This is a genomic window from Sinomonas sp. ASV322 (genome assembly GCF_030908245.1).
GTDB lineage: Bacteria > Actinomycetota > Actinomycetes > Actinomycetales > Micrococcaceae > Sinomonas.
On the sequence record NZ_JAVFJJ010000015.1, the window covers coordinates 48,381 to 65,430 of the forward strand.

The window sequence follows — 17,050 nt, forward strand, 5'->3', positions numbered from 1 at the left end:
ATGGGTGGCCTACTCGTAACGGAGGGCGTCGATGGGGCGGAGCTTGGCGGCCTTGTTGGCCGGGTAGATCCCGAAGACGAGGCCGATGCCGGCCGAGACGGCGACGCTCAGCCACACGGTCCACCACTGGACTTCGGGGCGGATCCCGGCGATCGTGAAGCTTGACGCCCCGAATCCGATGAGGATCCCGACGATCCCGCCGAGGATCGAGATGATGAGCGATTCGACGAGGAACTGCATGACGATGTTCCCGCGCGTCGCGCCGATCGCCTTGCGGATGCCGATCTCGCGCGTCCGCTCCGTCACGGTCACGAGCATGATGTTCATGACGCCGATCCCGCCCACGAGGAGGCTGATGCCGGCCACGGCGCTCAACAGGATCGTGAGCGTCTGGGTGGTCGTCGTCGCGGTCGAGAGAACCTGCGCCTGGTTGCGGACCTGGTAGTCGCGGTTCGTGCTCGTGACCTGATGCCTCGCGTCGAGGATCTGCTGGATCTCGTTCTGGGCCTCCGTCATGACGTCCGCGCTCTTCGCCTGGACCTGGATCGAGGAGAGGCTCGGCGAGTAGCCCGAGAACTTGTCCTGGGCGGTCGCGTAGGGGACCATTGCCACGTCGTCCGGGTCGTTGAGCCCGCTCGTGCCCTTGGCCGCGAGGACGCCGGCCACCGTGAAGTTCTGCCCGTTGAGGGACACCGTCTGCCCTACGAGGGTGGAGACATTCGTGGCGAGGTCCGCTGCGACGCTGTTTCCGAGCACGACGACGGGCTGTCCGGCGTCGGCGTCGTCGATCAGGCGGCCGGCGGCGATCGTGAAGTTCGTGATGCCGAAGTACGAGGGCGATGTCCCGAGAGTCGACGCGATCGAGTGCGTCGACGAGCCGAGTGCGGCGGTCACCGACTGGGTCTGCACGACGGGCGCGGTGGTCGCGATATCGGGGGCGAGGACGGGGTCCTGGAGGGCCTGCTGGTCCGCGAGCGTGAGGTTCGTGGTCCGCGTGCGCGTGCCCGTGGCGCTCCCTCCGGTCGTGCGGCCGCCCGTCGAGATCGCGCGGTTGACCGTGAGGACGTTCGTCCCGAGCTTTCCGATCTGGTCCTTGATCATGTTCGACGTCCCCGCGCCCACCGCGAGGAGCGTGATGACGGCGCTGATGCCGATCACGATGCCGAGCGTCGTGAGTACCGAGCGCATCTTGTTGGCGCTGATGCCGGAGAGGGCGAAGCGGATGGCTTCGGCAATCATCGGGTGCCTCCCGCCGCGTGGTATGCCGCCTGCGCCGTGGCGGTGCCCGTATCGGCGATCACCTGGCCGTCCTGCATCCGCACGACCCGCTCGGCCCGCGCCGCGACGTCGGGCTCGTGCGTGATCATGACGATCGTCCGGCCGCGCGCATGCAGCATCCCGAACAGGTCGAGGATCTCTTCGGACGAATGCGTGTCGAGGGCGCCCGTGGGCTCGTCCGCGAGGAGCAGCACGGGTTCCGTGACCAGGGCGCGCGCGATCGCGACACGCTGCTGCTGGCCGCCCGAGAGCTGGGAGGGCAGGTGCCCGGCACGGGCGGAGAGGCCGACGGCGTCGAGCGCCTCGAGCGCGAGGGCGTGGCGTTCCCGCCGGTGCACCTTGCGGTACGCGAGCGGCATGGCCACGTTGTCGACGGCGCGGGTCCTCGGGATGAGGTTGAAGCTCTGGAAGACGAAGCCGATCTTGCGGTTGCGGATCTGGGCGAGCTGGTATTCGTCGAGCTCGCCCGTCTCGATCCCGTCCATGAAGTAGCGGCCGGACGTCGGCGCGTCGAGGCAGCCGATGATGTTCATCATCGTCGACTTGCCAGAACCGGACGCGCCCACGATCGCGACGAACTCGCCCCGCTCGATCGTGAGGCTTACGCCGTCGAGCGCCCTCACCTCGGCCTCGCCCTGCCCGTAGACCTTCCGGATGCGGTCGAGCGCGATGACGGGACGCGGCCTCCTCGCGTGGGCGGACTGCACCGCCCACGCCTCACTTGCCGGTGCCGGAGTTGGTGCCACCCGTGCCGCCTCTCGTGCCGCTGTTGCCATTGCCCCCGTTGCCCGCGCCTCCAGTTCCGCCGATGCCGCCGCCCCCGAAGCCGCCCCCGAGGAAGCCGCGGTTGGTCTGCGTGCTCGAATCCGTGCTCGTCGTGACGCTCGGGAGCACGACCTGGTCGCCGTCGCTCAGCCCCGTGAGCACCTCGGTGCGGCCGTTCGCCGTGATGCCGGTCGTGATCGCGACCATCTGCTCGGAGCCGCTGCGCTCGACGCTCACGGTCTGCCGATTGCCCGCCGTCGTGATCGCGAGCGTGGGAACAACGAGCGCGTTCGCCGCGGTCGACGTCGTGACCGCGATGTCCGCGCTCTCGCCGAGGCGCACGGCCGCGGGCGGGTTGGCGATCGAGACGGTGACGGCGTAGGTCACGACGCCGTTCGTCGTCGTCGACGTCGCCGCGATCGAGGTGACCGTCCCCGTGATCGCCGCCGCGCTCGGATCCGCCTTGAGTGCGGGGAACGTGAACGTCGAGGCCTGTCCGACCTTCATTGACGCGATGTCGGACTCGGAGAAGCCCGCGACGACCTGCAGGTGCGCCGTGTCCGTCAGCGTCACAAGCCCAGAGGACGACGACGAAGAGCTCGCCGAGGAGCCCGAGCTGCCACCGGCTGCGCCTGAACCGCCCGATCCGCTCGCCGACGAGCCCGTGCTTCCTGTGCTTCCCGCGTTTGCGCCGACGACGGCGCCGATCGCGGTCACCGTGCCGTCGGAGGGTGCCTTGACCGTGCAATCCGCGAGGTTCTTCTGGGCCGTCTGAAGGGTGATCTTCGCGGACGTCGTGTTGCTCGGCGCGGCGTTCGCCTGCGAATTCTGCGCGGAGCTGAGCGACACCTGTGCTGACGAGAGCTGCTGTTGATCCTTGAGCGCGGAGGACTGCTGCTGGTTCTGCGCCTGGGTCAGCGCCTGCTGATCCTTCGCGAGCTGCGCCTGCGCGGCCGCCAAGGCATTCGCGTCTTGGACGTTGTTGGGGTTCGCCGACGCCGTGGCCTGCGCGGAGTTGACCGTGGTCTGATCGGTGTCCACCTGCTTCTGCGCGTTGGCCACCGCGGCAGACTGCTGTTGCGCGTCGAGCGCCTGGGTCTGCTGGGCGTTCGTGAGCTGCTGCTGGGCCTGGGAGACCGAGTTCGCGGCCTGTGCGGCTTGCTGCCCGGCCTGGGCGACGGCGGAATCCAGGGCGGCCTGCGCGGAATCGACGGCGTTCTGCTGGTTCGTGGGGTCGATGTCCACGAGCTCCTGCCCTGCTTTGACGGGCTGCCCGACGCTCACCTTGACCGCCGTGACCGGCCCGGAGCAGTTTCCGGGGCCCACGGCCGTTGTCGTTGCGGACGAGACGTTTCCCGACGCGGTTGCGGTGGCCTGCAGGCTTGCCCTGCTCACGGCGACGGTTCTCGCGGTGACGGTGCTTGCCGGCTTGGCCGTCGCCGAGATGGTCGCGTAGGTGCCCCCAGCGAGAAGGAGCGCGGCGGCTCCGAGGGCGGAGTTGATGACGACGGTCTTTCGGTTCACGAGAGGAATGTAGTGGTGGATCCTATGCGTCGGCTGTGCGGTCTCGGAGATCCCCCCATGGATCACTTAGTCCTTGAGGACGATGCCCCCGAGCGAGGATCATCCCGCGGAGCGTCGCGCGCCGCTGCCTGCCGTCCTAGCGTGGAAGGGTCAGCTACCCAGGAGGCGACATGATCCAGGCAACCGACCTGGCCAAGGTCTACGGCGACAAGACCGCCGTCGACGGCGTCACATTCACCGTGGAACCCGGCCGCGTCACGGGATTCCTCGGCCCGAACGGCGCGGGCAAATCGACCACGATGCGGATGATCATGGGCCTCGACGCCCCCACGCGGGGAACGGTCACGGTCAACGGCGCACCCTATGCCAAGCACAAGGCCCCCTTGCGCGAGATCGGCGCGCTCCTTGAGGCCAAAGCGGTGCACCCGGGGCGGACCGCGTTCAGCCACCTGTCGGCGCTCGCGGCAACCCACGGGATCCCGTCCAAGCGCGTGCACGAGGTTATCGAGATGACGGGCCTCGGCGCCGTTGCGAAGAAGAAGGTCAAGGGCTTCTCGCTCGGCATGGGCCAGCGGCTCGGCATCGCCGTCGCGCTCCTGGGTGATCCGCAGGTCATCATCCTCGACGAGCCGGTCAACGGGCTCGACCCCGAGGGTGTCGTCTGGGTCCGAAATCTCGTCAAGTACCTCGCGAGCACCGGCCGCACCGTGTTCCTGTCGAGCCACCTCATGAGTGAGATGGCCCAGACCGCCGATCACCTCATCGTGATCGGGCGTGGGAGGATCCTCGCCGATGCGCCCATCCAGGATGTCATCGAGGGTCAGGGCAAGGCCCGGTCGCGCGTCCGCACCGACCGCCCCGAAGACCTCTCGCGGCTCCTCGCCCGCTCCGGCGTCACGATCCAGGCCCCTGAACACGAGGTGCTCGAAGTGAGCGGTCTGGACTCGCGCTCGATTGCCCAGATTGCGCTCGACAACCGCGTCCTCGTCTACGAGCTCACGCCGCTTCAGGCCTCGCTCGAAGAGGCATACATGCAGCTCACCAAGGACGAGGTCGAGTACCGCTCCGACGCGGCTGCGGCCCATGTGCCCCTCCCGTCCGGCTCGGAGCCGGACGTCCAGGCATCCGCACCGGCTCAGGAGGTTTCGCGATGAGCACGATCCAGCACGAATTTCGCCACGCCACGGCGCCGCGCGAGCGGCTCGTCGGCCCGAACTTCTTCCGCATCCTCAACTCGGAGCGGATCAAGTTCCTCTCGCTGCTGTCGACCCGCATCCTCCTCCTGTGCGCCGCCGCCCTCATGGTGGGCTTCGCCGCCCTTCAGGCGTGGGGGATCGGAACCTTTTACGAATCCAGCCGTCGTCCCCCGGGTGGCGCGGCCGGCGGCGGGCCCGCCGGCCAGGGCGGAGTCCCGGACGTCACGCAGATCCTGCATCAGATCCCGTCCGCGGGTGTGTCCTTCGCCCAGCTCATCATCGGCTCGCTCGCGGTCCTCATGATCAGCGCCGAGTTCTCGACTGGTATGGCCCGCTCGTCGTTCGCCGCCATTCCCACGCGTTGGCCGGTGCTCGCCGCGAAAGCCATGTACGCCGCCGTCGTCGGCTTCGGCCTCACCTACATCGGGGCCTATGTCGGAGGCCTTGTCGCCGTCCCGATCCTCAACAGCTACAACCTGCACTTGGACATGGCGAGCTGGGATGTGCAGCGGCTGATGCTCCTCAACGCCGTGTACGTCGCCGCCGTCACGCTCATGGGCCTCGGCCTCGGAGCGCTCCTGCGGAACTCGGCGGGCGCGATCGTGACGCTCGTTGCCCTCCTGTTCGTCCTGCCGATCATCTTCGCGATCATCCAGGCCGACTTCTTCAAGGAGACCCGCAAGTACTTCCCGACGACCGCTGCGGACGCGATGTTCGAGGCCGGGTCGAGCGCAGCGCACAACACCGCCTACCTCGAGCCGTGGCAGGGCGCGCTGGTGCTCGCTGCCTACGTCGTCGTCCTCCTGGGCGCTGCGTTCACATCCCTCAAGCAGCGGGACGTGTGACGCTCGGTCCACAATGGACGCCATGGCACCACTGATTCCGGCGGGGGGTGCGCCCAGAAGAACGGACGGCGCACTCCCCGTCTCCGTGCCCGCGGCCCGCACGGCATCCGGCCCGGCGCCTTCGCGCGCTCGCGACGGCCGTGGCCCTGCTTCCGGCGAGCAGTCCGGACCACCCGCGTACGTACCGCCCGTCCGCCGGGGCCGCATCCGCCAATACCTCTACGAGCATCCCGTCGCGATGGACGGGGTTGTCGTCTTTGCGAGTTCGGTCCTCTCGATCGGGGCGATCATCGAGACGGCCGACGGCAGCCACTGGTGGCAGTTCGCGCTCGTCGTCGCCGAGCAGCTCGCGCTCATGCTGCGGCGCAAGGTGCCGTGGTCGCTTCTCGGCGGCATCGCCGTCGCGGACGCGGTGTTCCTGTTCGCGACGCCGAGCATGGGAAGCACGAGCGCGGCCGTGCTCTTCGCCCTCTACGCCGTCGCCGTGCAGGTTCGCACGGGATGGGCGCTCGGCGCGGCGGTCGCCGCAAGCTTGCCGGTTGCCGTGTACTTCGCGCTCGTGTACCGACCCACCGAAACGCTCGTCGAACAGAGCGGGCCGTTTATCGGCCTTGTCGGCTCCGTGTCGGTGCTCCTGTCCAATCTCGTCGCGGTCGGGGTCGGCATCGTCGTCCGGGGCAACCGGATCCATCAGGCCGAGATCCGCGCATGGGCCATGCGCCGTGCCCAATTCGCGTCTATCCAGGAACGCAACCGCATCGCGCGCGAGATGCACGACGTCGTCGCCCATTCGCTCACCGTCATGGTCGCGCTGAGCGACGGGGCAGCGCGCGCGCTCGAGCGCGATCCCGAGACAGCACGGGCCGTCCTCGGCGAGCTCTCGAGCACGGGACGCGCAGCACTCGCCGATATGCGGCGCGTGCTCGGTGTGCTTCGCGCCGACGCGGGGGCGCCCACGCGCGAACCCGCCCTCGGCGGGCTCCAGGCCCTGGTCGATGGATTCAGGGCCGCGGGCCTCCCCGTCATCCTCACGCAGGACGGCGAATCGCTTCCGGACGACGCCGCCTTTCGGCTTGCGGTGTACCGGATCATCCAGGAGTCCCTCACGAACGTCCTGAGATACGCGCGCGGAGTGGGGCGCGTCGACGTGCTCGTGGCGCGCGACGGCGGGACCGTGCGCGTGCGGGTGGAGAACGACGGCGGCACCGCACCTGACGGCCCCGAGGCGCACTTGGGGACCGGGGGAGGGATCGCCGGCATGCAGGAACGCGCCGCGATCTTCGGGGGTTTCCTGAGCGCGGGTCCGCGATCCGGGGGAGGATGGCGCGTGGACGCTGAACTGCATTGGAACGAGGGGGAATGATGGGTGCCGAGACACCGTCGAGGACGTCGGGTGGCGCGGAGGACCACGCCCTGAGGCTCCTGCTGGTCGACGACCAACCGCTCCTGCGGGTCGGGTTCCGCATGGTCCTCGAGTCGGAGGACGGGATCGAGGTGGTCGGCGAGGCGGGCGATGGCGCGGAGGCCGTCCGGCTGACGCGCGAGCTTGATCCCGACGTCGTGCTCATGGATGTCCGCATGCCCGTCATGGATGGGATCGAGGCCACTCGCAGAATCGCGGCATCGCCGTCTGCGGCCAGGGTCATCATCCTGACCACGTTCGACCTCGACGAATATGCGTTCGCGGGCCTTCAGGCCGGGGCGTCCGCGTTCCTGCTCAAGGACGTTGCGCCCGCCGAACTCGTGCACGCGGTGCGGCTCGTCGCGAGTGGCGACGCCGTCGTGAGCCCGAGGGTGACCCAGCGCCTCCTCGAGACGTACGTGCGGGCGGAGGGCGCCGCCGTCGGACGCCCCGAAGCCCAGTCGGACCCGCTCCTGCATGATCTGACGCCGCGGGAGCTCGAGGTGCTCCGGTCAATCTGCGAGGGCCTCAGCAACGCGGAGATCGCGCACCGGCTCTACCTCTCGGAGGCGACGGTCAAGAGCCACGTTCGCCGCATCCTGTCGAAGCTGCACTTGCGCGATCGCGTGCAGGCCGTGGTCTACGGGTACGAGACGGGCCTCGTGATCCCGAGCAACCCGGACTACTGACGGCGACGGCCCCACCGTTTCTCCAAGTACAAATCCTGTTTGGAGCAAACTTGGAGAACGGTTAGACTTTCTCCAAGTACAAGTTCTATTTGGAGCAAAGTTGGAGAAGCCGTGAAGCTGCCCATGCCTCCTCCGGATCCTGCCGTCAGCCGGAAGCTCATGGCTGGCGTCTTGGCTCTCGGGACCTATCACGAGCTCGATGACTCGACCTATCTCCCGTGGGACGAGCTACGGTACCGGCCCGTCCCAGAGATCCTGGGCTCCGACGCCGACCACGAACTCTGGTGGGCGGTCCTTATGTGGTCTCGTCGGGCACGCCGCCGCAATCTTGGAATCCTGCAGTCCAACGGCGAACCTTTTGGCCTTGTCCTCACCGACCGGATCCTCAAAGCGTCCGAACAGATCGCTCGCGAGACTGGCGGTCGCTTAGGCCTCCCGGAAGACGTCCTCGGGCCCTCCGATAGGAATCAGTACATCGTCCGCTCGCTCGTCGAGGAAGCGATTACGTCGTCGCAGCTTGAGGGTGCGTCAACGTCACGGCGGGTAGCCAAGGAGATGCTCGATTCGGGTCGCGAGCCCGTCAACAAGTCCGAGCTCATGATCGTGAACAACTATGTCGCCATGCAGCGGATCCGCGACGAGGCCAAGAATGCGCTGACTCCTGCGTTCGTGCTCGAGCTCCATCGGATCCTCACAGACGGAACCTTGGATGATCCGGAGGATGCAGGTCGCCTCGAGACCCCCGATCATGAGCGTGTTGCAGTGTGGGACAACGAGTTGAAGATCCACACGCCGCCGCCCGCCGAACAGCTTCCCGATCGGCTGCATAGACTTTGCGATTTCGCCAATGGCAAGCTTGCCCCGGAGGTGTATCTACCCCCGGTGGTGCGCGCCGTCGTCGTCCACTTCATGGCGGGCTACGATCACTACTTCGCCGACGGCAACGGACGTACAGCGCGCGCGCTCTTCTACTGGAGCATGCTCCATGAGGGCTATTGGCTGAGCCAGTACGTCACGATCTCGAAGATCCTTCGAAAGGCCCCCTCCAGATACAGCCTTGCGTACCGGCACACCGAGGACGACGACGGAGACCTCACCTATTTCATCCACCACCAACTTGATGTCATCCTGCGGGCGATCCGCGAGCTCAACGAGTACATAGATGCAAAGGGACACGAGCTGCGGTCGGTGCGTTCTGCCCTGCGAGGACAAGCTCACGACCTCAACCAGCGTCAACTCCAGGCTCTCGAGGAGGCCGTGAAGGACGACTCCGGGCTCCTGACGGTCAAGGAGCACGCTGGCCATTTTGGCGTGTCGGGCGAGACGGCTCGCGCGGACCTCGGCGACCTCGAGCGACGGGGCTACTTGGTCCGCTCGAAAGCAGGCAAGCAGTTCGTATGGAAGCCGGCCCCCGGCCTTGCCGGCCTGTTGGGCCGATAGTCTTCGGGGCTGGCTTCCCAGCTGCGCTCTGGTCCGGTTGTGATGTCCCAATCGGTCGAAAACTCGGCGTGTCGGGTCGGATCCGCCCGTGTTGGGCCGGATAAACGGTCCGGAGCGCGCCCCCTCGAACCCCCTCTACCGCGCTGACCCGGCCCGGCGCACAATGGCCGCATGCGGCCGTTCCTGCTGTTGGCCTCGCGCGACCATGACGTCGTGGCAGACGACGAGTACCGCGCATTCTGCGAGTATGGCGGTCTCGCACCCGCAGAACTGCGCCGCGTCCGGGCGGAAGCTGGTCCGCTCCCGGACATCCGGCTCGAGGACTACTCGGGCGTAATCCTTGGCGGCAGCCCGTTCACCGCCTCCGACCCGGAGGACCAGAAGAGCGCTGTCCAGCTGCGTGTCGAGGCCGAGATCGGGGCGCTCCTCGACGGCATCGTCGCGGCTGACTTCCCGTTCCTTGGCGCGTGCTACGGAGTCGGGCTTCTCGGCACGCACGAGGGCGCCGTCGTCGACCGCCGCTTTGGGGAGCCCATCGGCGCGGTCAAGGTCCGCCTGACCCCGGCCGGGCTCCTCGACCCGCTCTGCGCCGGCCTCGAGGAGGTGTTCGAGGCCTACGTGGGGCACAAGGAGGCCGTGCGGACGCTCCCGTCGAGCGCGGCGCTCCTCGCGGGCTCGGCCACGTGCCCCGTGCACATGTTCCGGTTCCGCCGCAATCTGTATGCCACCCAGTTCCACCCCGAGCTCGACCTCCGGGGCATCGAGCATCGTGTCGAGGCTTACCGCCACTCGGGCTATTTCCCGCCGGAGGAGGCCGAGGCCGTCATGGAGCGAGCGCGCGGCGCGCACGTGCACGAGCCCCACCGGATCCTGCGGAATTTCGTGGAGCGGTACGCGCGCTGACCGCGGCCCGGCGGCTCCGTGCCGGCGCTGGCTAGACTCGGGACCATGCCTACCGCCGCGCATCGCCATGCCCTGGACCTCGGCCGTTTCGTCATGGCCTCCCCCTCGAGCTTCCACGCGGCTCACGAGGGCGCGCGGCGGCTCGCGGAGGCCGGGTTCCGGGTGCTGTCCGAGGCCGAGGAATGGCCGACGGCGCCGGGCGCCTACGCGGTGATCCGCGACGGCGCGCTCATGGCCTGGGTGGTCCCCGACGGTGCCGGGCCGCTCACGCCGTTCCGGATCCTCGGCGCGCACACCGATTCGCCGTCGTTCAAGCTCAAGCCCAAGCCGACGACCGGCGCCCATGGCTGGCTCCAGGCGGGCGTCGAGATCTACGGCGGCCCCATGCTGAACTCGTGGCTCGACCGTGAGCTTCGGCTTGCGGGACGCCTCGTGACGCTCGACGGCGCCGAGCACCTCGTCGCGACCGGTCCGCTTCTGCGGTTCCCGCAGCTCGCAATTCACCTTGATCGCGCGGTCAACGACGGCCTCACGCTCGAAAAGCAGCGGCACATGAACCCCGTGTGGGGCCTCGGAAATCCCGCCGAGGCCGATCTTCTCGGGTTGCTCGCCGGGCACGCGGGGGTCGAACCGACTGAGGTCGGCGGCTACGACTTCGTCGTGGCGGACGCTCAGGAGCCGGCCGTGTTCGGCGCGGGCGACGAGTTCTTCGCCTCGGGGCGGCTCGACAACCTCTCGTCGGTGCATGCGGGCCTCACTGCCCTCGCGCGATCTTATGAGGGTGCCGGAGGCGATGCGATCCCGGTGCTTGCGGCGTTCGATCACGAGGAGGTCGGTTCCGCGACCCGGTCCGGTGCGTGCGGGCCGTTCCTCGAGGACGTGTTGGCCCGCATCGGCGACGGCTTGGGTGCGACGGCGACCGAGCGCCGTCGTTCGCTCGCCGCCTCGTGGCACGTCTCCGCCGACGCCGGCCACGCGATCCATCCGAACTACCCCGAGAAGCACGACCCGGCCAACCGCCCCGTCCTGAACGGCGGGCCGCTGCTCAAGATCAACGCCCAGCAGCGCTACGCGACCGACGCGGCGGGCGCCGCGCTGTGGGCGCGCCTCTGCGCCGAGTCCGAGGTGCCGTACCAGGAGTTCGTCTCGAACAACGCCGTGCCGTGCGGCTCGACGATCGGCCCGCTGACCGCGACCCGGCTCGGGATCCGGACGGTCGACGTCGGCGTGCCGCTCCTCTCGATGCACTCCGCCCGCGAACTCGCCGGCGTCTTGGACCCGTGGCGGCTCGCGCTCGTCGCGGAACGCTTCTTCGCGGGCTGACTCAGCTCGCGAGGCCGATCACAAGATTGATCGTGGCCGCAAGGATGAGTGTCGCGAAGACGTACGCGAGGAGGCTGTGCTTGAGTGCCTCGGCTCGCATGGCGTGGTTCGTGATCGATGTGTCTGAGACCTGGTAGGTCATGCCGAGGCTGAACGCCATGTACGCCATATCCGTATAGCGCGGCGGGGTGTCCTGGTTGAAGTCGATCCCGCCCTCGGGCGTCGACGTGTAGTACAGCTCGGCGTAGCGGAGCGTGAAGAGCGTGTGCAGCATGAGCCAGGACGCCCCGACGACTAGCAGGGCGAGGAGGGCGAGCGCGATCTTCACGGGCTTCTCCGCCTGATTCCCGGAGACCATGACGATGAGGACCGCGATGATCGCCGCGGCATTCGCGCAGAGGATGAGGAAGTCGCGGGTCGTGCGCCGAGGGTCTTCCTCGCGCGCGTGCACGCGGGTCTCGGCGGGGTCCATGCGGCTGATGCGGGACCAGACCCAGACGTCATAGAGGAGCGCGGCAGCTCCCCAGCCCGCCGCGGGTGCGTGCCACCACGAGTTGAAGAATCCCGTGATGAGCGCGGCGGCGGCGCCGACGGCCACCATGACCCAGATGCGTCGGCGGGCGGTCTTCGCGCGGGGAGTGGGCAGGCTGAGCGTTTGCGGGGTCATGTCACGATCGTTGCACCGGGGGGCTTGGCGGAGGCCGATATCCCGTCCACATTTTCAGTTGCGGCGTGTCGTCCACATCGGCGCCCAAGACGGACGACGACGGCCCGCAGCCGGCGTAGCGTCGAGGGTATGGGAGCGAGGGGGTGCTTCGGCTGGGTCCGGGGCTGCGAATCCGGTAAGATAGGGAAGTCTGTGCTGCGGACGGGTCGTTGTCATGACGGCCGCGGACCGCGCAGACGAACGCAATTGAACCTCCTGTTGCGGAAAGACCGCAACCGCTTAGCCCAAAGGAGGTGGGTTCACACATGCGTGCTTACGAACTGATGGTCCTCATCGACCCCGAGGTCGACGAGCGCACCGTTCAGCCGTCGCTCGACAAGTTCCTCAGTGTGATCACCACCGACGGTGGAACCGTCGACAAGGTGGACATCTGGGGCCGTCGTCGTCTGGCCTACGACATCAAGAAGAAGAGCGAGGCGATCTACGCCGTCGTCAACTTCACCTCTGAGCCGGCCACGGCGCAGGAGCTTGACCGTCAGCTGAACCTCAACGAGACGATCATGCGCACGAAGATCATCCGTCCCGAAGACCAGAAGGTGTCCGCCAAGTAGTCTTGGCGTAAACCCTTCGCTTACCCGCAAGAACGTCGAAAAGGCTCGGACCAGGAGGCAGCATGGCAGGCGAAACCACAATCACGGTCATCGGCAATCTGACGAACGATCCGGAACTCCGGTTCACGCCGTCGGGATCTGCCGTGGCCAACTTCACGGTGGCTTCCACTCCGCGCACCTTCGATCGCCAGTCGAACGAGTGGAAGGACGGAGAGACCCTCTTCCTCCGCGCGTCGATTTGGCGTGAGGCTGCCGAGAACGTCGCAGAGTCCCTGACCAAGGGCATGCGCGTGATTGTCAGCGGCCGGCTCAAGAGCCGTTCTTACGAGACCAAGGAAGGCGAGAAGCGCACCGTCATCGAGCTCGAAGTCGACGAGATCGGCCCGAGCCTGCGCTACGCCTCTGCCAAGGTGAACCGCACCCAGCGCTCCGGCGGTCAGGGCGGGAACTTCGGCGGTGGCAATTTCGGTGGCGGGAACGCCGGGGGCAACCTGGGCGGCGGTTCCGGCGGCAACTGGGGAGGCAACCAGGGTTCTCAGAACCAGGGTGGCAACTCCGGCGGCTGGAGCGGCGGCGCTCAAAGCGACGATCCGTGGGCAACCCCGGGCGTTAGCAACTCGGGCGGTTGGGGCAGCGGCTCCGACTCCGAGCCGCCTTTCTGATCACCACTTTCATTACCATCCCGTGGATTGACCACGGGCTCCGCGAGACATAAGGAGCTCCACGATGGCTAAGGCTGAAATCCGCAAGCCCAAACCAAAGTCCAACCCCTTGAAGGCCGCTGACATTACGGTCATCGACTACAAGGACGTCGCCCTGCTGCGCAAGTTCATCTCGGACCGCGGCAAGATCCGCGCCCGCCGAGTGACCGGCGTGACCGTGCAGGAGCAGCGGAAGATCGCCCAGGCGATCAAGAACGCCCGCGAGGTTGCCCTGCTCCCCTACTCCGGCGCTGGCCGCGGCTGAGAAGGGAAGCTAGAGAACCATGGCAAAGATCATCCTGACCCAGGAAGTGACCGGACTCGGCACGCCTGGCGACGTTGTTGAGGTCAAGGACGGCTACGCCCGCAACTACCTGTACCCGCGCGGCTACGCGCTGCGCTGGACGCGTGGCGGCGAGGCTCACGTCGAGGCGATCAACGCGGCGCGTGCCGCGAAGGCCCACAAGACGCTCGAGGCCGCTCAGGAGCAGGCCGCTGCGCTGGCCAAGACGCCCGTGCGTCTCGAGGTGAAGGCCGGCAAGGAGGGTCGCCTCTTCGGCACCGTCCGCACCGAGGCCGTCGCTTCGGCCGTCGAGGCCGCTGGCCTCGGCGTCATCGACAAGCGCAAGGTCGTGCTTCCGGGCCACATCAAGTCGACCGGCAACTACAGCGTCTCCGTGCGCCTGCACGACGACGTCACCGCGACGATCAACCTCCAGGTTGTCGCCGCGAAGTAGTCTCCACGCGGCCTGATGGCTGTTGGACGCAAGAGGGCCCCTGCCAGACGGCAGGGGCCCTCTGTTCTGTTTGTCCCACCCCCGCTTGCCTCCTGCCCCCGCCCACCTTCCTCCCGCCCGCCGCCCGCCACCTCCTGCCCGCCCCCGCCCGCTGGGGCGGGAATAGGTTCGGGGCGTCATCCGTTGCAGAGATCGATGCAAATGCATGAACTCAGCGAATGGAGCTCGAACATCATGGACGCCCAGAAGATCGTGGTCATCTCGGCCGGACTCGGCACGCCGTCGTCGAGCCGCCTCCTCGCCGATCAGCTCGGCGACGCGACGGCCCGACGCGCGGCCGGCTTCGGGATCGAGGCCCGGGTCACGACCTACGAGCTGCGCGACCTCGCCGTCGACATCGCCAACAACTTCGTGACCGGCTTCGCCGCGCCGAAGCTAGCCGAAGCGATCGAGGACGTCGAGCGCGCCGACGCCCTGGTCGTCGTCTCGCCCGTGTTCAGCGCCTCGTACAGCGGACTGTTCAAGTCGTTCTTCGACCTCATCGACAACAAGGCGCTCGAAGGCAAGCCGGTCCTGCTCGGCGCCACGGGCGGTTCCCAGCGGCACAGCATGGTCCTCGACTTCGCGATGCGGCCGCTCTTCAGCTACCTGCGCGCGCGCATCATGCCGACCGCGGTCTTCGCCGCCCCGATGGACTGGGGACAGAGCGCCGACGGTGACCTCGGCGGGGCCGGCGACCTCACCTCTCGCCTGGAGCGTGCGGCGGCCGAGCTGGCCGCCGAGCTCGTGCACGACGGCGGGGCCTCCGCCGCTCCGAAGGTCGCGACGCGTCCTGAGGACAAGAGCTTCGAGGAACTCCTCGCCGACCTCACGAGCGGCCGCTGAGCCCTCATTGCGCCGTCACGTCCGCAAGGGGGAGCACCCGCGAGAGGTGACGGCGCACGTGTCGGGGACCCGCGAGAGGTGACGGCGCAACGGGAGCGCTCCCCGGTGCTGTGCAGGGCGGGCCGGGTAGCGGGGCCGGGGCCGAGCCCCGGGGCGGCGTACGATGACGGGATGCGCGCAGCAACCGCCTGGCCGCCGGTCATCGACGGCCACAACGACCTCCCATGGGCCCTCCGCCAGGACTTCGGCTACGACGTCCTGGGGGCCGGGCTCGACGTCGGCCAGCCGCGCCTCCACACGGACATTCCAAGGCTGCGACGCGGGGGAGTCGGGGCCCAGTTCTGGTCGGTCTTCGTGCCCTCGACGCTCACGCCCGAGCAGTCCGTGGTCGCGACCCTCGAGCAGATCGACTGCGTGCAGCGGATCACCGCGGCCTACCCGGACACGTTCGAACTCGTCCGAACAGCGGCAGGCGCGCGCGACGCCGTCGACCGCGGGAAGATCGCATCGCTCATGGGGATGGAAGGCGGCCACAGCATCGCGGGCTCCCTCGCCGTGCTCCGCGCGATGTCCGAACTCGGCGTCCGGTACATGACGCTCACCCACAACGACAGCACTCCGTGGGCCTCGTCGGCGACGGGCGACGGCGAGGATCTGGGACTCGCGGAGTTCGGCCGCGAGGTGGTCGCCGAGATGAACCGCATCGGCATGATCGTGGACCTCTCGCACGTCTCCGAGCGGACGATGGCAGACGCCCTTGAATGGACCAAGGCGCCGGTCATCTTCTCGCACTCCTCGACGCGCGCGGTCTGCGATCATCCGCGCAACGTCCCCGACAGAATCCTCGAGCGGCTTCCCGCCAACGGCGGCGTGCTCATGGTGACTTTCGTGCCCAAGTTCGTGTCTGAGGCGTGCCGCGAACACGCCGACGCTGTGCATGATCGTCGCCTTGCGCTCGGCCTACCCGTGGGCTTCCACGACGTCGCCCCCGACGAGGATCCCGAGGCGGCCGTGGAGTTCGGGGCGTGGCTCGCCGCGCACCCGGCACCCATGGCGACGATCGACGACGTCGTCCGTCACCTCGAGCACGCGCGCGACGTCGTCGGACCGCGTCACCTCGGGTTGGGAGGCGACTTCGATGGGACCCCTGAGCTCCCGGCGGGCATGAACGGGGTCGAGGGGTACGCGCCGCTCATCCACGCCCTCGCGGAGCGCGGCTGGTCGCGCGAGGATCTCGAGGCACTGTGCTGGGAGAACGCCCTGCGGGTCCTCGAAGAGACGGAGCAGGTGGCCGGGTAGCCGGGCCTCGGTGGGTCAGAGCAGTTCGACGAACGCGCGCGCCTCTTCGATGCTGATATCCGAGTGCTTCCAGAGCATCTGGGCGGCGTCTTCCGCATCGCCTATCTGGGCGAGGGCCTTGATCTCCTCGTAGATCTGGTCATTGAGCAGGTTGCTCGCCACTTCGAGCGTCTGCCGGCCGTTGCTCACGATCGCACGGTAGCGGTAGGGGAAGCGCGTCGTCGAACGCCCCTCTGCACCGCCTCCCGGCACGACGGCGGCTGGCAACGCCGGGCTCAAGGGGATTTCGGCAGGCGACTCTTCGCCTCCCGGCTGTGGCGTGGCGGGGCGAGGTGACGCGGGTTCGGCCGGCGCGCGTTCGGCCGGGACGGGTTCGGTCGAGCGCTCAGTGGGTTCCGCATCGGCGTGCGCCGTCGGATGCTCGGTCCCCGCGCCTCCCCGCGCGCCGTAGGCCTGCGGATACCGCTCCATGAGGAGGACGGCGTTGCGCGCCTCGATGAGCTTGGCCCCCGTGGCCTCGCGGTAGCCGGCGATCGCCTGCACGATGAGCCCCTGGGCGATAAGGGAGTAGATGATGCGATGCTGTTCTTCCGTGAGCCGGGCAGACGCCGCTTCCGCTGCATCGGGTCCGCTCGCGAGCGCTGCCTCTGCGGAGGACTGTGCGCGCTTCGCACCTCGCCGCAGCACCAAGACCACGATGACGATGACGCACAGCAGAATGATGAGGGGAGGGAACAGGTTTTCCATCGGGGCTTCCGGATCGATGCGGGTGGGTGCCAGCGGCC

General features: G+C 68.1%; 18 protein-coding genes. 13 read left to right on the forward strand and 5 right to left on the reverse strand.

What is annotated here, in order from left to right:
- Window positions 1-9: 9 nt before the first annotated feature.
- Genes RBS12_RS16660 through RBS12_RS16670 form a run of 3 tightly spaced genes read right to left on the reverse strand, consistent with a single transcriptional unit; the run spans window position 10 to window position 3,567 of the window.
- Entirely contained in the window at window positions 10-1,239 is a 1,230-nt protein-coding gene (locus tag RBS12_RS16660; protein WP_307967252.1) for an ABC transporter permease, read from the reverse strand.
- Window positions 1,236-1,985: an ABC transporter ATP-binding protein gene (locus RBS12_RS16665; RefSeq protein ID WP_307967253.1), complete on the reverse strand. Its 750-nt coding sequence runs from the start codon at window positions 1,983-1,985 to the stop codon at window positions 1,236-1,238. The genes RBS12_RS16660 and RBS12_RS16665 overlap by 4 nt, the downstream gene beginning before the upstream one ends.
- 10 nt (window positions 1,986-1,995) lie before the next feature.
- Window positions 1,996-3,567: an HlyD family efflux transporter periplasmic adaptor subunit gene (locus RBS12_RS16670; protein ID WP_307967254.1), complete on the reverse strand. Its 1,572-nt coding sequence runs from the start codon at window positions 3,565-3,567 to the stop codon at window positions 1,996-1,998.
- A 170-nt stretch (window positions 3,568-3,737) separates the two neighbouring features.
- On the opposite strand from RBS12_RS16670, the gene RBS12_RS16675 reads away from it, so the two are divergent.
- The 7 genes from RBS12_RS16675 (at window position 3,738) to RBS12_RS16705 (ending at window position 11,365) form a co-directional block, all read left to right on the forward strand.
- Window positions 3,738-4,721, forward strand: a complete 984-nt coding sequence (locus RBS12_RS16675) for an ABC transporter ATP-binding protein (protein WP_307967255.1) — start codon at window positions 3,738-3,740, stop codon at window positions 4,719-4,721.
- The gene (locus tag RBS12_RS16680) at window positions 4,718-5,608 is read left to right on the forward strand and encodes an ABC transporter permease (protein WP_307967256.1); all 891 of its coding nucleotides are present in this window, start codon (window positions 4,718-4,720) and stop codon (window positions 5,606-5,608) included. Before RBS12_RS16675 ends, RBS12_RS16680 begins: the two co-directional genes overlap by 4 nt.
- 22 nt (window positions 5,609-5,630) lie before the next feature.
- The gene (locus tag RBS12_RS16685; RefSeq protein WP_307967257.1) at window positions 5,631-6,971 is read left to right on the forward strand and encodes a histidine kinase; all 1,341 of its coding nucleotides are present in this window, start codon (window positions 5,631-5,633) and stop codon (window positions 6,969-6,971) included.
- Window positions 6,971-7,699, forward strand: coding sequence for a response regulator transcription factor (locus tag RBS12_RS16690; RefSeq protein ID WP_307967258.1), 729 nt, complete (start codon window positions 6,971-6,973; stop codon window positions 7,697-7,699). Before RBS12_RS16685 ends, RBS12_RS16690 begins: the two co-directional genes overlap by 1 nt.
- Window positions 7,700-7,810: 111 nt before the next feature.
- Window positions 7,811-9,139, forward strand: coding sequence for a Fic family protein (locus tag RBS12_RS16695; protein WP_307967259.1), 1,329 nt, complete (start codon window positions 7,811-7,813; stop codon window positions 9,137-9,139).
- Window positions 9,140-9,310: 171 nt separating this feature from the next.
- Window positions 9,311-10,042 (forward strand): glutamine amidotransferase, encoded by a 732-nt coding sequence (locus tag RBS12_RS16700; RefSeq protein WP_307967260.1) that lies wholly within the window; start codon window positions 9,311-9,313, stop codon window positions 10,040-10,042.
- Window positions 10,043-10,087: 45 nt separating this feature from the next.
- A complete protein-coding gene (locus RBS12_RS16705) occupies window positions 10,088-11,365 on the forward strand; it encodes a M18 family aminopeptidase (RefSeq protein ID WP_307967261.1) in 1,278 nt (425 codons plus the stop codon).
- Window position 11,366: 1 nt separating this feature from the next.
- Here the strand turns inward: RBS12_RS16705 and RBS12_RS16710 are convergent, their stop codons facing one another.
- Entirely contained in the window at window positions 11,367-12,032 is a 666-nt protein-coding gene (locus tag RBS12_RS16710) for a DUF1345 domain-containing protein (RefSeq protein ID WP_307967262.1), read from the reverse strand.
- A 305-nt stretch (window positions 12,033-12,337) separates the two neighbouring features.
- Here RBS12_RS16710 and rpsF point away from each other — a divergent pair, with 305 nt between their 5' ends.
- From rpsF to RBS12_RS16740, 6 genes are all read left to right on the forward strand, one after another.
- Window positions 12,338-12,643 carry a 30S ribosomal protein S6 gene (gene rpsF / locus RBS12_RS16715; protein ID WP_307967263.1) on the forward strand — a complete coding sequence of 102 codons (306 nt, stop codon included), beginning with the start codon at window positions 12,338-12,340 and terminating at the stop codon, window positions 12,641-12,643.
- Window positions 12,644-12,705: 62 nt separating this feature from the next.
- The gene (locus tag RBS12_RS16720; RefSeq protein ID WP_307967264.1) at window positions 12,706-13,305 is read left to right on the forward strand and encodes a single-stranded DNA-binding protein; all 600 of its coding nucleotides are present in this window, start codon (window positions 12,706-12,708) and stop codon (window positions 13,303-13,305) included.
- A 64-nt stretch (window positions 13,306-13,369) separates the two neighbouring features.
- On the forward strand, window positions 13,370-13,609 hold the full coding sequence (gene rpsR, locus RBS12_RS16725) for a 30S ribosomal protein S18 (protein WP_010144869.1): 240 nt from the start codon (window positions 13,370-13,372) through the stop codon (window positions 13,607-13,609).
- Between the two features lie 19 nt (window positions 13,610-13,628).
- The gene (rplI, locus tag RBS12_RS16730; protein ID WP_307967265.1) at window positions 13,629-14,081 is read left to right on the forward strand and encodes a 50S ribosomal protein L9; all 453 of its coding nucleotides are present in this window, start codon (window positions 13,629-13,631) and stop codon (window positions 14,079-14,081) included.
- A gap of 201 nt (window positions 14,082-14,282) precedes the next feature.
- A complete protein-coding gene (locus tag RBS12_RS16735; RefSeq protein WP_373886547.1) occupies window positions 14,283-14,966 on the forward strand; it encodes an FMN reductase in 684 nt (227 codons plus the stop codon).
- 171 nt (window positions 14,967-15,137) lie between these two features.
- Window positions 15,138-16,265: a dipeptidase gene (locus tag RBS12_RS16740; RefSeq protein WP_307967267.1), complete on the forward strand. Its 1,128-nt coding sequence runs from the start codon at window positions 15,138-15,140 to the stop codon at window positions 16,263-16,265.
- A gap of 15 nt (window positions 16,266-16,280) precedes the next feature.
- Here RBS12_RS16740 and RBS12_RS16745 read toward each other — a convergent pair whose 3' ends face one another.
- Window positions 16,281-17,012 carry a hypothetical protein gene (locus RBS12_RS16745; protein ID WP_307967268.1) on the reverse strand — a complete coding sequence of 244 codons (732 nt, stop codon included), beginning with the start codon at window positions 17,010-17,012 and terminating at the stop codon, window positions 16,281-16,283.
- Window positions 17,013-17,050 lie beyond the last annotated feature (38 nt).